Origin of the sequence: Mucilaginibacter inviolabilis, from assembly GCF_011089895.1 — a bacterium.
GTDB lineage: Bacteria > Bacteroidota > Bacteroidia > Sphingobacteriales > Sphingobacteriaceae > Mucilaginibacter > Mucilaginibacter inviolabilis.
The window spans coordinates 601,779-617,227 of the sequence record NZ_JAANAT010000004.1 but is presented as its reverse complement, the minus strand read 5'-3'; the positions used below and the strand labels follow the sequence as shown (position 1 = coordinate 617,227).

The window sequence follows — 15,449 nt, the reverse complement described above, 5'->3', positions numbered from 1 at the left end:
TTATTATTTTACTGGTTCGTCGGTAGTTTTAGGAGTGTTTAAAAACACAAAGTTGTTGTCAAACATATCTACCTTAATAGTACTATCCTTATCAACTGTGCCGGCCAGGATCTGTTTCGATAACTCGTTCAGAATTTTTTTCTGGATGACACGTTTTAACGGACGGGCGCCAAACTGCGGATCGTAACCTAACTGTGCTAACCAATCCAGTGCCTCGTCTGTAGCTTCCATGGAGATACCCATTTCGGCCAGGGTATTTTTTACCTGGTTAAACTGTAGTTTCACAATATCATGTATCTCATCGCGATTGAGCGGGGTAAACATGATGATCTCGTCGATACGGTTCAGAAACTCCGGACGGATAGTAGCGCGCAGCAATGTAAACAGCTCATTCTTAGTTTTGGCTATCAATTCCTCGCGGTTATCATCTTCCAGATTCTGGAAGTTTTCCTGTATAATGTTTGAACCAATGTTGGATGTCATGATGATGATGGTATTCTTAAAGTTTACCACGCGGCCTTTATTATCTGTCAAACGGCCATCATCCAATACCTGCAGCAAGATGTTAAACACATCCGGATGAGCTTTTTCGATCTCATCCAATAATACCACACTGTAAGGTTTACGACGTACAGCCTCTGTTAATTGTCCGCCTTCATCATAACCCACATAACCCGGTGGCGCTCCAATCAGCCTGGAAACCGCATGGCGTTCCTGATATTCGCTCATATCAATACGCACTAATGCGCTTTCGTCATTGAACAGATACTCAGCCAGGGCTTTGGCCAACTCCGTTTTACCAACACCGGTTGTACCTAAGAATATAAATGAACCAATAGGCCTGCGCTTGTCCTGTAAACCGGCACGACTGCGGCGTATAGCATCGCTAATGGCCTCGATGGCTTCTTCCTGTCCGGCTACGCGTTTGTGCAATTCTTCTTCCAGGTGTAACAGCTTTTCACGTTCGCTTTGAATCATTTTGGAAACCGGGATGCCTGTCCAACGCGAAACCACGCCGGCAATATCATCAGCGGTAACCTCCTCTTTCAGCATGCGGCTGTCGCTTTGATTCTCCAGCAGCGCGGCTTTTAGTTTTTCCACTTCGGCTTGTGCCTGTACAATAGTTCCGTAGCGTAATTCGGCCACTTTACCATAATCACCGGCACGCTCAGCCTGTTCGGCTTCCAGCTTGTAGTTTTCAATTAGTTCCACCTTTTGGTTGATACCATCAACCAGGTCTTTTTCGCCTTGCCATTTGGCACGTAAAGAATCGCGCTGAGCAGATAGATTGGCAATTTCTTCGCTTAACTCAGCCACCTTACGATCATCTTTTTCACGTTTGATAGCTTCGCGCTCAATTTCCAGCTGCATAATACGGCGTTCCAATTCGTCTACCACTTCTGGTACAGAATCCATTTCCAAACGCAGTTTAGAAGCGGCTTCATCCATCAGGTCGATCGCTTTATCGGGTAAAAACCTATCGGATATATAACGTTGCGACATTTCAACCGCGGCTATAATGGCCTCATCTTTAATACGCACTTTATGGTGGGTTTCATAACGTTCCTTTAAACCACGTAAAATAGATATGGCATCAGCAGCATCAGGTTCTTCAACCATCACTTTCTGGAAACGACGTTCCAGCGCTTTGTCTTTTTCCAGGTATTTCTGATACTCATTCAATGTAGTAGCACCAATTGACCGTAGTTCACCACGGGCAAGCGCCGGTTTTAAGATATTGGCTGCATCCATAGCACCTTCGCCACCTCCTGCTCCTACCAGCGTATGGATCTCATCTATAAACAGGATGATCTCCCCATCGCTTTGGGTTACTTCTTTGATCACCGCTTTCAGACGCTCCTCAAACTCGCCTTTATATTTGGCACCAGCTATCAGAGCACCCATATCCAGGGAATAAACTACTTTGGTTTTCAGGCTCTCCGGCACGTCGCCTTTAATGATCCGGAAGGCTATACCTTCGGCAATAGCGGTTTTACCCACCCCGGGTTCACCCACCAGTATCGGATTGTTTTTGGTACGGCGCGACAGGATCTGAATCACCCTGCGTATCTCTTCATCCCTGCCAATAACCGGGTCAAGTTTACCAGATCCGGCATATTCATTCAGGTTACGGGCATATTTATTTAGGGCATTGTAAGTAGCTTCGGCGTTCTGATCAGTCACCTTGCTGTCGCCACGTAAACTTACAATGGCTTTTTTCAAGTCTTTTTCATTTACACCGAGGTCTTTTAACAACGAACTGATAGTACCGCCAGCTGTTAGTATACCCAATAGTATGTGCTCAACCGATACAAATTCGTCTTTAAATTCTTTCAAATAACCCTGCGCTTTTTGCAAGGCCGAATTGGCATCTGATGACAAATAAATATTGCTTCCGCTTACCTTGGGGTATGAACTGATCTGCGCATCGAGCGTTTCATTCAACCGGTTAAGGTTTACGTTTAATTTTTTTAATAAATAAGTTATCACATTTTCATCAACCAGCAACAAGCCTTTTAACAGGTGTGCGGGTTCAATTGCCTGCTGTTGATTACCAGTGGCAATTTCCGAAGCTTTTTGTACAGCTTCCTGGGCTTTTATTGTAAAGTTGTTAAAGTTCATATTGCTGAGTATTAATCAAAACGCTTGCCACTTAATGTTAAGTGAAAAAAAGTCATGTAAATATAAACTTAAACGACATTTTGACTTGTTATTATTTGAAAAATTTCTTATTAAATTTTGATATTTTTGCCCAACAACCTTATATGCGATACAATTGAATACTCATTTCTTTTTCAACAGCTTGCCAGCAAAATATAAGGCATCCTACAGGGACTATTATACCTATCAAAACCTGGTTGCTATAAGGGCCGGAAGCATTATATTTCTGGTGCTGAATGTTGTTATAAGGATACTGTATTTTGTTTTTCCGGTGAGCCTTACCCGTGCCCAGAATTTTCCGGAATTTAGTTTGAGTAATTGGGTATTCATTATCATCACTCCCATTTTTCTGATTGTAAGTAACCTGTTCATCGCTGGTTTTAAAAGCCATAAAAAAGCAACTGCCGGTATGTCATTACTGGTATTCCTGTTTTCGGTATACATTATATCCTGTGGCATGTATTCCAGCTTTATTGCCACGTCTGATCCCAGTAATGCTTTAACACTGTACCTTATTGCCTTAAGTTTGATAAGCGCTATATATGTATTTGAGTATTATGAAACTATTATATTGATTATCACTATCGAGATACTGTTTACTGCACTACTGTTTTATAGCCAGACAAGCTCTACCCAAATGGTGTATAATCAGCTGATATCGGCCATTTTACTTTCTGCTTTTTATCTTACTTCCAGGTACTTTTTCTCTTACAAGGTTAATTACTACCAGCAGGTGATCGAGATCAGGGAAAAAAACGTAGAGATAGAAAAAGCAGGTGAGTTTAAGAACCAGGTATTAGGCATGGTGGCACATGATCTTCGAAATCCTATCGCAGCAGTAGAATCGCTGGCCATGATCATGGAAATGGATCATGACCTGAACGATGAGATGCAGGAAAACCTGAATATGATGAAGGCTTCCTGCGTAAAGGCACGAAACATTATTGATGATTTACTGGAAGCCGCCCGCAATGATACCAATGACGTTTTTGATATGGAAAGAACGGAGTTGAACCAATTGTTAAAAGGCATTGTAAACGACTGGGAAATACAGCAGGACCTTAAAGCCGATGTAATATTTATCAGCAATATTAACCCGGCCTATGCCAGGGTTAATAAAGAAAAACTTCACCGTGCCATCGATAATCTGATCAGTAATGCGATCAAGTTTTCAAAAGATAACAGCCGCGTAGATGTAAGGCTGAATAAAAAAGGCGAAGAACTGGTTATTGAAGTACAGGACTATGGATTGGGCATACCAGCCGATATGCTCCCGGATATATTTACCCGTTTTTCAAAAGCACGCAGAACCGGCCTCCGGGGCGAAGAATCAACGGGCCTTGGCTTAAGTATAGTACGCCAGATAGTCGAAAAACATAACGGCATTATCGATGTAGAGAGCATCGTTGGTCGCGGTACAGTTTTTTACATAAAATTGCCCGTTGCCTGGCTGGGATAGGATAACTACCCCCTCATTACCCCGATTCTGTTACCACTCCAATCAGGAAACAAAACATGATCATTATTGATGTTCAGATGCTTGTCTGCTACTTCACTAAATACGCTTCTGAAGTCAGTAGTAACTGCCAGATCCCGCCCATCTTCGAGGTTTTCTACAGCCAGCGGTTTCATATCGCCATGAACCAATCCACCATTGATGTCATTACCCAATATAAAATTACATGATGCCCGGCCATGATCTGTACCGCCGGTGCCGTTTTGATGTACGGTACGACCGAATTCGGTCATGGTCATTATAGTTACATCATCCTGATAAGCCCCCAGGTCAGTCCACAAAGCGGTAATACTGCCACTCAGGTCGGCCACATTACGGGCAAATATGCCGTTCTCAGTTCCCTGGTTAAAGTGGGTATCCCATCCGTTTGATTCGGCAAAGGCAACCTCTAATCCTACATCCATTTTAACCAATTGAGCTATTTGTTTTAATGAATTACCCAATGCCGAATTTGGGTATACCGCGTTGTTGGCAGGAGTATAGTTTTTAATGTTTGTTTTTTGCAGCATTTTAACGGCCTCAAAGCTCTCTTTACCGGTTTGTTTTAACAATCCCGATGAAGTTTGATCATACAAATCTTCAAAGCTTTTAGCAGCCATATTGGCACCCATAGGGTTACCGCGCATCTGGATGGCGAAATCCTGCAGATTACTGATAGATACCGAAGGATTATCGCCATAAAAAGACCGCGGCATGGCCGATGTCATGCTCACTGCTGTAAAGGGTGTTAAAGCATCATGCCCTAATAAACCAACAGCCCGGTTTAGCCAGCCGCTGGATGTTCCCTTATTAAATGGCGTACCCGACTCCATATAATCCTGCGCATCAAAATGCGAACGGGTATTGTTTGGCGATCCGATACCCTGAACTATACCTAACCGTTTTTCACGGAACAGCGGTTCAAAAACCTTCATAGAAGGATGCAGGCCAAACCTGCCGTCCAGATCAATCAGCGGGGAACCGTTACCTGCTTTTGCCGCCGACATGAATAATGTAGGCCGGGCGTCCTTTAAATACTGATCATTGAACGGAGTCACCGCCATCAGACCATCCATGGCCCCTCTTTGAAATATACAGATAAGCGTTTTACGTTTTTTATACGGCGATATGATTTTTTCGCTCGCAGCGGCTTCGGCCAAAAAGCCAGGGATACCACCCATTAAGCCAACACCCAATAGGGCTAAACCCCCTGATTTTAAAAATCCTCTTCTTGATACCATGATCTTATGTTTTTATAGATTAACGTCGTTGATATTCGGGTGAACCAATGATCACCCCTACTACCTGTCCCAACATAGAGTTATTGTTACCCGGACCTTGCATGGCCATTACATTATTGGGGCGCTTGCCTTGTGCGGCCAGTTTATTATCTGCCATCATCTTCTCGGGAGCGGTCATGCTCTGATCAGCCGGCTCTCCCACTTTCGCATAAAGTTTATTGGAACTTGCTTCATCAACCCTTTGAGCCAGGTTAGGATCGGTGAGTAATGGGGTAAGACGTTTGATAGTTTCATCGAGCTTTCGCTCTGGCATAATCAGTTTACTGTAGATAGCTAAAGCAGCCTGTGCGCTTTCGGGTTCATGATGATTGTTTAGAGCTGCAAGATCTACCTTTACACCAGGTATACGACCAGTTGCTAAAGCCAGACCAAAATTCATGCGATTAAGCAATGCTCCTGTATTGATCCAGTATTGTCCCTTATCCGGAAAGCCGGTTGGGGCCTGATAATAATATACCTTCTCACCCATTTTATTGATCCAATTATACAGCTGATAAGGTTGCTGTATACTGGCATGCAAACTGCGAACAGAACCGATTGCCAGTTCAAATGGCGACTTTGTTTTTTCACGCAGTGCGGAAGCACTCCAGAATTCAGGTGCGCTTACCATGGTAATCAACACCTGTTTGATATCACCATCTTTATCCAAAAACGTTTTGGTCATCTTATTGATCAAAGTCTGCGGAGGGTTATCGCTCACAAAACGTACCGCTATTTTATGACTGATGAACTTTGCCGTAGCGGGACTATGTGCCAGCATGGATAATAACTGTACCCCTTCCTGATACCCTTCATCCGGGCCAAAGTGTTTGCCCAAAACCACCTTCTCCGTTTTATCGTGACGGTTAGCATTGAATAAGAAATCACTATCACGAACAAAACCCCGCTTCTCTAAACGATCGGCTCCTGTTTTATCCATGATGTTTTTCCCCAGCTTGCCATATTGCCCTATTGGATATATTGTCCAACCGGTTAATACTTTGGCGGCCTGGGTAACATCCTGCTGCGTATATCCCCCGTCTACTCCAAGGGTATGCAGCTCCATTACCTCACGGGCATAATTTTCATTTAGCCCTTGGGTACTTTTTGCTTTTTGTAATTTATTCATCAGCGCAGCACGCCTGCCGCTATCCACCATCTGGCCGGGCATATTTTGTAATTGAGCCGCGCGAATCAATTTCTTTGCTGCCTGTGCATTATTATTGGAAGCCGAGCTGGTAAAATTATCCAGATAGTATAGCATGGCCGGCGATTTGGCTGTAGCCAGTAAAATATCATTGAATTTGCCCAGGGCATTTGGACGGATAACATCGCGCTCATAGGCGGGTATAAACTGTGCACAATCGTTTTTGGTGATAGAAACGTTAAAATGATTGAACCAAAAGCTGGTCATCACCTCTTGTAACTGATTATTGGTATAAGCTGCACGCAATATTTTTTGATTGATAAACTGCCTGAAAAGTTCCTGCTCGGGTTTCATTCCATTCTGCTGCATATAGTTTTGTAGCACATCGCGGTATGATTTTCGGTCAGCTTTCACAGAATCTTTATTCACTACTCCCGCATTTATTGCCATACGGAGCACCTGCGCGTTTTTCGGAAACTCGGTAACCACTTGTGTGTTACTCAAGTTAATGGCATCATACGGAGCTAACAAGCGGTTAAGAGAATCATCCGGAAGATCGGCATCCATTTGTTGTTTAAACCAGTTTTCCAGGCCCGATTTTACCACCTCATCAATTTCGCCGGGAGTGGCTCCATAGGTAAACCGGCTCAATAAATGTGCAGCTGCCTGTCTGTCCGTCAGGCCTTGTTGCTGGTACGGAAATTTCCATCTGAATGGCGAGGTATGACTATTTGAAATAAAAAATGATGAAAGCGATACTGTTCCCAAAATCAGCAACGCGATGCAACAAAGGCTCTTTATGGTCTTTTTCATAGATGATCATTTGTGCAGGATCATGAATTTATAAATCTTTCGACTTTAATATGACATTTTGGTTTAACTATAAATATGAGTTTTTTGTGTTAACTTTCTGTGAATTACATTCTTTTCAAGTTTATTAAACCAAATGAGCATCTGTTTGTCATACCAAACAAACCATCAATAAAATAAATAATGAAAAAATTAATTTTAATTATAGCGTTGGTAACAGGACTAAATGTATTGGCCAACGCCCAGCAACAACCAACTAGAACACCGGCTCAAAGGGCCGCACATAAAACACAAAACCTGCAAAAAAAGCTGATGCTTACCTCCAGTCAAACCAAGCAGGTAAATGCCCTGTTTTTAACGGAGGCTACCCGTATGGATAGCTTAAAAGCGCATAAAGCCGATAAAAAAACCAACAAGGCTACCCGCAAGCTTATCCAGGCACAAACTGATCAAAAATTGAATACCATTTTAACTGCCGACCAGAAAAAGGCTTTTTCCGACTTAAAAGCTGCAAAAAAAGCAAAGCATGATCAAAAAAAGGCAGCCGATGCCACCAACGCCGCTCCAAAGCAATAATTTAATACGATCAAATAAAAATTCGGAAAGCTGTTCCTGTTTGGGCAGCTTTTTTTATTTATCTACTAAAAAATATTTTTTTATGGATTAAAATATCCTCTGCAGAGATGTTTTAATCCCTATTCACGGCTTAATTTTGTCAGCGAAAAGCCATTTATTTTGTAAAACTGGCAGTAAACTCACTCTTAGTTTACAAATCCTCATCGCTTAAGTAGTGATTATTAACATACGCTACATGATAAATCTAATTGATATTCAATACTTAGCTGTAAAAACCACACTTAATTGTATTATTAATATCATACCTCAAGCGTTATATGATTAACAAATTGTTAACACCTAAATATTATCATTGAAACTATTGCAATACAAAACATGTTTACTATATTTGTACCGTAGTTATTGTAAGGAGCTGACAGGCAGCAAACGATGGTTCGACTCCTCCCTTGCAACTCTTCTCATAATTTAGGTTTATAATTGGTTAGAACGCGCCCCTGCCCATCAGGGGCGCTTCTTGTTTCTATACATTTTTAAAACAAGCCGGTCAAACAAAGTTTAAAACCCGCTGTATTATTCTGAAATAATAACCTATGAAAAATCCGGCAACTCTTATTTTAAAACATCCCGACGGCAGTTCAAGGAATATTATTATTGAACCTATGCTATGGGCCGATCTTACAGACACAGGTACTTATAAGATCTATAAAACCGCTATAGACAATGAATCAGCTCTGTTTACCGAAGCTTTGGAGATAGACGAAGGTAAACCTGCCCTAGCTGATGATGCCAATCCGGATTACCTGGGCACCATTGTTATGGAGCCTATGCATCGCTTATGGAAATATACCGGTGATCTGCTTACTACAAAAGAACAGCAACAGATCGCCAGTTTTATTGAGCTGCAGAAATCTTAATCAAATCCCTTTACTTTCATTTGCATGGTGTACACTGCCTTTGATGCCGTGATGAACAGAACATCCTTGTTTTTGCCACCGAAGCATACATTGGCCGACCATGGTTCATCAATATCAATATGCCCTATTTTTTCGCCCTGTGGATTTACAATGGTAACGCCTTTGCCGCATAAATAAATGTTTCCGCGCTCGTCAATAGCCATCCCATCAGATCCCTGGGCGATGAACAGTTTACGGTTACTCAAGGAGCCATCCCTGTTGATATCATATTTGTAGGTTTTATTATCCCCTATATCAGCTACATACAATATTTTGCCATCAGGCGTACCTACAATGCCGTTGGGGCGTACAAATTTATCGTCTACAATAACGGCTTTATGTTTGCCTTTGGCCAGATAGTACAATTTTTGTCCGTCCAGATCAGGCTTTTTGCGGGTCCAGTAATCGCGCTGGTAGTAGGGATCGGTAATGTAAATACCACCGTCAGGATGTATCCAGACATCATTCGGACCATTAAAAAGATGTCCTTCATAATCCTTCAGCAATACGGTAACTTTTCCTTTGGGACTGATAGACCATAGCTCATCCTTAGCATCCGCACAGCTGATGAGATTGCCTTTTTTATCAAAATACATCCCGTTGGAGCGGCCTGCGCTATCCAGAAAAACAGATAGTTTACCATCTGTATCATACTTCCAGATCTTGTTATTGGGCTGATCGGTAAAAAATATATTGCCCTGTTTATCTACTGCGGGACCTTCGGTAAAGGAAAATTGCTTGGATACTAGCTGTGGTTTGGTACCGGGATCATATAAGCCCGGAGCATCCTGACTAAACGCCCTGCCCGATACTGCTATCAAAAAAATAAATACCGAAGTTAGTTTCTTCATCATGGTTATGTTAGGTTTCAGCGTGTTAAAATACACATTCAAAAAACTTTTTAAACCTTTAATTTTAACACTTTTCTTGTCAAAAACAGCATAAAAACGGGTCAAAAACGTTTCAAAAACCCTCATTTTAACACTTTTTAACAAATTCCAACGCAATTTCGAGTAGTTTTTTGAACTTTAAAAAGTATTATATAATTGATTAACAATAAATTATATAAAAATAGATCGTTTTTCAACCTTGTTTTCTCTTAAACTAAACAGCCCGGTACTCTGATAAAAGAGTACCGGGCTGTTAATTGATATAAAGATACGAAAATGTTGGGAGAACGGCAACTTCCCGGCGGGCGGTGTAGACTCACCCCGGCATCGCTATGCTCGCCGCCCCTCTCTTCAGCTTCGCTGGAAAGAGGGTAAAAAAATCAAATTTATCATGCTGAACGCAGTAAAGCATCTATTATTGAACTTTTCAATTGTAGAATAGATCCTTCGTTCCTCAGGATGACAAAAATCCCCTCTTTCCGCCGCAGGCGAAGAGAGGGTGACCGGGCGCAGCGATGGTCGGGTGAGTCGATTACACAACTTTCACCCTCATCTAAAAAAACTAACCATCAAACTCATTAAAAACGCTATTTTTGCAAATTATTTAAAATACCGTTTATAACATGAGTATTGCACTATCCGAACAGGAAATTATACGCCGCCAATCTTTACAACAATTAAGGGAATTGGGTATTAACCCATACCCTGCCGAAGCTTTTGATGTTAACGCCTGGGCACAGGATATTACCGATAACTTTAAGGATAAACCCGAGGCCTACCAAAATGTAGTAATTGCCGGCCGTATCATGACCCGCCGCATCATGGGTAGTGCGTCATTTGCCGAGATCCAGGATTCAACCGGTCGTGTGCAGATCTATATTAAACGTGATGATATTTGTCCGGATGAGGATAAAACTTTATACAATACCGTATTTAAAAAACTGCTGGACATTGGCGATTACGTGGGTGTTAAAGGCTATGTATTTTTAACCCAAACCGGCGAGATATCGGTTCACGTTCGTGAGCTGATTGTTCTTTCCAAATCGCTTAAACCCCTGCCAGTTGTAAAACGCGAGGATGATGGTACCATACATGATGGCTTTACCGATCCGGAACTGCGTTACCGCCAGCGTTATGTAGATTTAACGGTTAACCCCGAATTCAAAAATATATTCATCAGTCGTTCCAAAGTGATCAGCGCTATGCGCGGTTATTTTAATGAGCAGGGCTGGATGGAAGTGGAAACCCCGATACTGCAGCCGGTACACGGCGGCGCGGCGGCACGCCCCTTCGCTACGCATCATAACACGCTGGATATGCCGCTGTTTTTGCGTATCGCCAACGAGCTGTACCTGAAACGCCTTATTGTGGCCGGTTTTGATGGGGTGTATGAGTTTGGTAAAATGTTCCGTAACGAAGGTATGGACCGTACCCACAACCCAGAGTTTACCGCCATGGAGATCTATGTAGCCTATAAAGACTATATCTGGATGATGAAAATGGTAGAGGAATGCCTGGAAACCGTAGCCCGTGCCGTACATGGCATCCCGGTGGTACAGGTGGGTAATAACGAGATCAACTTTGCAGGTCCGTACGAAAAGCTGTCGATGTATGATTCCATCCTGAAATATACCGGCATCGATGTGTCGGCTATGGACGAAGCTGCTTTGCGCCAAACCTGTGCCGAACTCAAAATAGAAGTTAACCCAACTATGGGTAAAGGCAAACTGATCGACGAAATTTTCAGTGCCAAAGTAGAGGCCAACCTGATCCAGCCAACCTATATTACCGACTACCCTATCGAAATGACCCCGCTAGCCAAAAAGCACCGCAGCAAGGATGGCCTTGTGGAGCGTTTTGAGCTGTTTGTAAACGGCAAGGAGATAGCGAATGCCTACTCGGAACTAAACGACCCTATAGATCAGCGCGAGCGTTTAGAGGAGCAATTGATACTGGCAGGCAGAGGCGACGACGAAGCCATGGCTATGGACGACGACTTTTTACGCGCCCTGGAATATGGTATGCCGCCAACATCGGGCCTGGGTATCGGCATCGACCGTTTGGTGATGCTGATGACCAACCAGAGCACCATACAGGAAGTATTGTTCTTCCCGCAGATGCGCCCTGAGAAAAAAGCCAAAGTAGCCACAGCCGAAGATTTTGTAAACATCGGCGTACCTGCCGAATGGGTACCTGTACTCAATAAAATGGGGTTCAATACGGTTGAAGAACTCAAAGCAGGTAACCCCAACAAAGTTTTCAACGACCTGGGCGGTATGCGCAAAAAACTAAAACTGGATATTACCATGCCCACCAAAGAAGTGGTGATGGCCTGGTTTGAATAATTCTGAACCTTGATTAAGGGATTTTAGGATCAACACGATTCTTTGTAGAGACGCATTTCATGCGTCTCTTTTTTGTTGCCACGTATTTCTCAATCATGGACCGGTAGTGGCTGTCATTTTGAGGAAAGTCCCCTCTTTCAATTCACACTATATTTACTGGAATTACAGAGTAAAATTTGAACGTTTAGCGATACTTTTTGAACGTTAATCTATTAATCACCTGAAATTAACAGTCTACCTTTGACCTATCAGATCAAACACGAAAATGACGACAACAACATTCACTTTGAAAAGTAACGACTTGGGCGGACAGTTAGCTCCGGAACAATATGCCAATGGTATGGGCTTTACAGGACAAAATCTGTCGCCCCAACTTTATTGGGAGAACCCGCCGAAAGAAACAAAAGCTTTCGCCCTGACCATACAAGATCTGGACGCGCCAACAGGGAGTGGTTTCTGGCATTGGGTAGTATTCAATATTCCCGCTCATATAAACGAAGTGCCATCCGGTGCCGGCGATCCTGCAAAAAACCTATTGCCAGAAGGTGTTATACAAAGCAACACAGACATGGGTACTCCGGGTTATGTTGGTGCAGCTCCTCCCGAAGGCCCCGCGCACCGGTATCAAATCACGGTGTATGCTTTAAACACCAATCTACAACTGGATAGTAATGCCACACCAGCATTCGTAGGGTTCAACCTGCACTTTGCTACTTTAGCTAAAGCCTCTTTGCTGGTTTATGGGCAAAAGCACTAAATTAGCTTAAGATGAAACAAGCAGAACCGATATCCATCTTTAGCTATCAAGCTGAAGGGGCCAGTATTAAAAACCGGATCACTCTGCAGCAAAATCTTTTCAGTTTCCTGCTGGAAGGCGAGAAGACTGTTTATTATGCAGGCTCAACAGTGAGTATTATACCGGGTGAGTTTCTGCTGATGGCTGCCGGCAATTGCCTCATGAGCGAAAAAATTGCAGCGGATGGCGGTTATTATCGCAGTATTCTGATTTTCTTTGATAACCAGCTACTGGCCGACTTTTTCATCAGGCAGCCAAACGTGCTGCATATTCCGTCTAGTGAAATACAGGAAGAATCTATACTACGCTTTAAACAGGATGCCTTTCTTCAAAATTTCATCAGTTCCCTGGAACATATGCTCGCAAATAATCAAAGCATTTCGGCAAATATGCAGCTATTAAAACTGCATGAGCTTTTGCTTTATCTCGGAGAAAATTATCCGGGGCAATTACAAAAACTCCGTGCGGTAAGCCACGAAACAGCCGACGATATCATCGTGAGACAGGCGGTCAACGCTAATATCGACCACCCGGTGAGTGTCGAGGATCTGGCCTTCCTATGTAATACAAGCCTATCCACTTTTAAACGACGTTTTGCCAGGATTTATGGCACTTCGCCCAGCAAATGGTTACTAAAAAAAAGGATGGAGAAAGCTGCTCAACTGCTTAAGCGGGGAAATCAAAAACCTAGCGAGATATACTATGAGCTCGGTTACGAAAACTTATCCAGTTTTATCCAATCCTTTAAACAGGTACATGGCATTACGCCCAAACAGTATCAATTAAACATTTAAAAAAAATGACCCAACAATATTTTACGGCCTTAGCAGCTTACAACAGCTGGGCGAATAATAAAGCTATGGCCTGGCTTTACGAGCTAAGCAATGAGCAGTGGGAACAACTACTCACCAGCAGTTTCGGCAGTGTTATGCAAACCGTAATCCATATTGCCAGCGCAGAAAAAATATGGATCGATTTCTGGACAAAAGCTCCAAACCCAATCTACCTATCTTCTCACTTCGGGGGCTCTAAAACCGAACTGATCAACACGTGGAAAACTGCTTCTGCCGGAGTGTATGATTTTATTAAAAATTGCCCGGAAGAGTATTATAGCACTCCCGTAACTTTTGTTTATCCCAGGGGTGGATCAGGACAATTGCTATACTGGCAAACTTTTGCACATATTTTAAATCACTCAACCTATCACCGCGGGCAGTTGGTAACGTTATTGCGGCAGGTAGGCTTCACCCAAATGTCTTCGATCGACCTAGCAACGTATTATTTGACATACCTCAATTAGCCTGATATGGAAACCCTCCCCCTCGCTACCGCAAGCGTCCCGCTTGTGGTCATCATGCTAAGTGAATGCTGTTCATACGCTGCATACGTTCCACAAGCGGGACGCTTGCGGTAGCGGAGTACTAATTTCATTTTTATTGCAAAGCCGCCGCTTCGGTTAAAACAAAGGGCATTTTGGTTAAATTTAACAACAAGCTGCTGCAGACCTTTGTAAAAAAAGAAATTATGAAAGCAATCAGAATTGATGAGTTTGGCGGACCCGAAGTAATGAAAATTGTGGAGGTTGAACACCTGCTGCCTGCAGCAGATGAAATCCTGGTAAAAGTTTACGCCGCCAGTGTAAACCCGGCAGATTACATTATACGCCAGGGTGGAAACGAAGGTTTAAAACCATTGTTGAAATTGCCAATAGGATTAGGTATTGATGCGGCAGGAATTGTAGAAGAGATTGGAAGCGATGTAGTTGAGTTTAAAAAAGGCGACCGCGTGTATGGTGTCCCCAATTATTTAGATGGCAGTTACGCCGAATATATTGCAGCAAAAGCCAACCAATTCGCCCTTATGCCACAAACAATCAACTTTAACGAAGCCGCCTCGTTACCCGCGTGCGCACGTATGGCCTGGAGCGGTATGGTAGAGAAGGCGAAAGTTGGGCCTGGTCAGCGTGTATTGATCCATGGTGCAGCAGGAGGTATTGGCAACCTGGCATTACAGTTTGCTAAAGCCTATGGAGCTTATGTTATTGGCACGGCATCGGCGCATAATGCCGATTTTTTAAAAGCTTTGGGCGCCGACGAAGTGATTGACTATAATACCCAAAAATTTGAAGATGTTGTAAGCGATATGGATATTGTATTCAATGCTACCCCTACCACTACTGTTGATGAAGCATTGCGCCTGAGATCTGTTCCGGTTTTGAAAGAAGGGGGTATCTTTGTATGTACACATGGCGTGTGGCCTAACGAAGAGTTTAAGGGATTATTGGCCAGAAAAAATGCAACAGTGTCTATGGCGGGTGTTGATATCAATCACCAGCATTGCTTCACCGAAGTGGCAAAATTGATTGACGCGGGCAAAGTAAAACCTATTGTGAGTAAGATTTATATATGGGAGCAGGCAGCCGAGGCACATCGCGATAGTGAAACGAAACATGTACGCGGGAAAATTGTACTTGAAATTCGTAAAGAAGATTAAACA

12 protein-coding genes are annotated in these 15,449 nt (G+C 43.0%); 8 read left to right on the top strand and 4 right to left on the bottom strand.

The genetic code is table 11. From position 1 onward, the window contains the following. Window positions 1–3: 3 nt before the first annotated feature. On the bottom strand, window positions 4–2,622 hold the full coding sequence (gene clpB / locus G7092_RS26205) for an ATP-dependent chaperone ClpB (RefSeq protein WP_166094329.1): 2,619 nt from the start codon (window positions 2,620–2,622) through the stop codon (window positions 4–6). A 181-nt stretch (window positions 2,623–2,803) separates the two neighbouring features. Here clpB and G7092_RS26200 point away from each other — a divergent pair, with 181 nt between their 5' ends. Next, the gene (locus G7092_RS26200) at window positions 2,804–4,120 is read left to right on the top strand and encodes a sensor histidine kinase (RefSeq protein ID WP_166094327.1); all 1,317 of its coding nucleotides are present in this window, start codon (window positions 2,804–2,806) and stop codon (window positions 4,118–4,120) included. A gap of 5 nt (window positions 4,121–4,125) precedes the next feature. Here the strand turns inward: G7092_RS26200 and G7092_RS26195 are convergent, their stop codons facing one another. Together G7092_RS26195 and G7092_RS26190 are read right to left on the bottom strand one after the other, a co-directional pair. Continuing rightward, window positions 4,126–5,397 (bottom strand): DUF1501 domain-containing protein, encoded by a 1,272-nt coding sequence (locus G7092_RS26195; protein WP_166094324.1) that lies wholly within the window; start codon window positions 5,395–5,397, stop codon window positions 4,126–4,128. Window positions 5,398–5,416: 19 nt separating this feature from the next. Next, complete coding sequence (locus G7092_RS26190) at window positions 5,417–7,396, bottom strand: DUF1800 domain-containing protein (protein ID WP_166094322.1); 1,980 nt, start codon at window positions 7,394–7,396, stop codon at window positions 5,417–5,419. 180 nt (window positions 7,397–7,576) lie between these two features. On the opposite strand from G7092_RS26190, the gene G7092_RS26185 reads away from it, so the two are divergent. Both G7092_RS26185 and G7092_RS26180 read left to right on the top strand, forming a co-directional pair. Further along, entirely contained in the window at window positions 7,577–7,969 is a 393-nt protein-coding gene (locus tag G7092_RS26185; RefSeq protein ID WP_166094320.1) for a DUF4890 domain-containing protein, read from the top strand. A gap of 590 nt (window positions 7,970–8,559) precedes the next feature. Then, window positions 8,560–8,883, top strand: coding sequence for a hypothetical protein (locus G7092_RS26180; RefSeq protein WP_166094318.1), 324 nt, complete (start codon window positions 8,560–8,562; stop codon window positions 8,881–8,883). Here G7092_RS26180 and G7092_RS26175 read toward each other — a convergent pair. After that, entirely contained in the window at window positions 8,880–9,776 is an 897-nt protein-coding gene (locus tag G7092_RS26175) for an SMP-30/gluconolactonase/LRE family protein (RefSeq protein ID WP_166094315.1), read from the bottom strand. The genes G7092_RS26180 and G7092_RS26175 overlap by 4 nt on opposite strands. A gap of 659 nt (window positions 9,777–10,435) precedes the next feature. On the opposite strand from G7092_RS26175, the gene lysS reads away from it, so the two are divergent. The 5 genes from lysS (at window position 10,436) to G7092_RS26150 (ending at window position 15,446) form a co-directional block, all read left to right on the top strand. After that, window positions 10,436–12,157 (top strand): lysine--tRNA ligase, encoded by a 1,722-nt coding sequence (gene lysS, locus G7092_RS26170; protein WP_166094313.1) that lies wholly within the window; start codon window positions 10,436–10,438, stop codon window positions 12,155–12,157. Window positions 12,158–12,422: 265 nt separating this feature from the next. Next, entirely contained in the window at window positions 12,423–12,914 is a 492-nt protein-coding gene (locus tag G7092_RS26165; protein ID WP_166094310.1) for a YbhB/YbcL family Raf kinase inhibitor-like protein, read from the top strand. 11 nt (window positions 12,915–12,925) lie between these two features. Beyond that, window positions 12,926–13,747 carry a helix-turn-helix domain-containing protein gene (locus tag G7092_RS26160; RefSeq protein WP_166094308.1) on the top strand — a complete coding sequence of 274 codons (822 nt, stop codon included), beginning with the start codon at window positions 12,926–12,928 and terminating at the stop codon, window positions 13,745–13,747. Window positions 13,748–13,752: 5 nt separating this feature from the next. Next, window positions 13,753–14,253 carry a DinB family protein gene (locus tag G7092_RS26155; protein ID WP_166094306.1) on the top strand — a complete coding sequence of 167 codons (501 nt, stop codon included), beginning with the start codon at window positions 13,753–13,755 and terminating at the stop codon, window positions 14,251–14,253. A gap of 224 nt (window positions 14,254–14,477) precedes the next feature. After that, the gene (locus tag G7092_RS26150; RefSeq protein ID WP_166094304.1) at window positions 14,478–15,446 is read left to right on the top strand and encodes an NADP-dependent oxidoreductase; all 969 of its coding nucleotides are present in this window, start codon (window positions 14,478–14,480) and stop codon (window positions 15,444–15,446) included. Window positions 15,447–15,449 lie beyond the last annotated feature (3 nt).

Excerpts from the sequence above, each read along its gene's own strand:
- G7092_RS26190 (WP_166094322.1), bottom strand. The coding sequence starts at position 7,396 with ATGAAAAAGACCATAAAGAGCCTTTGTTGCATCGCGTTGCTGATTTTG.
- lysS (WP_166094313.1), top strand. The coding sequence starts at position 10,436 with ATGAGTATTGCACTATCCGAACAGGAAATTATACGCCGCCAATCTTTA.
- G7092_RS26195 (WP_166094324.1), bottom strand. The coding sequence starts at position 5,397 with ATGGTATCAAGAAGAGGATTTTTAAAATCAGGGGGTTTAGCCCTATTG.
- G7092_RS26150 (WP_166094304.1), top strand. The coding sequence starts at position 14,478 with ATGAAAGCAATCAGAATTGATGAGTTTGGCGGACCCGAAGTAATGAAA.
- clpB (WP_166094329.1), bottom strand. The coding sequence starts at position 2,622 with ATGAACTTTAACAACTTTACAATAAAAGCCCAGGAAGCTGTACAAAAA.
- G7092_RS26185 (WP_166094320.1), top strand. The coding sequence starts at position 7,577 with ATGAAAAAATTAATTTTAATTATAGCGTTGGTAACAGGACTAAATGTA.
- G7092_RS26155 (WP_166094306.1), top strand. The coding sequence starts at position 13,753 with ATGACCCAACAATATTTTACGGCCTTAGCAGCTTACAACAGCTGGGCG.
- G7092_RS26175 (WP_166094315.1), bottom strand. The coding sequence starts at position 9,776 with ATGATGAAGAAACTAACTTCGGTATTTATTTTTTTGATAGCAGTATCG.
- G7092_RS26160 (WP_166094308.1), top strand. The coding sequence starts at position 12,926 with ATGAAACAAGCAGAACCGATATCCATCTTTAGCTATCAAGCTGAAGGG.
- G7092_RS26180 (WP_166094318.1), top strand. The coding sequence starts at position 8,560 with ATGAAAAATCCGGCAACTCTTATTTTAAAACATCCCGACGGCAGTTCA.
- G7092_RS26165 (WP_166094310.1), top strand. The coding sequence starts at position 12,423 with ATGACGACAACAACATTCACTTTGAAAAGTAACGACTTGGGCGGACAG.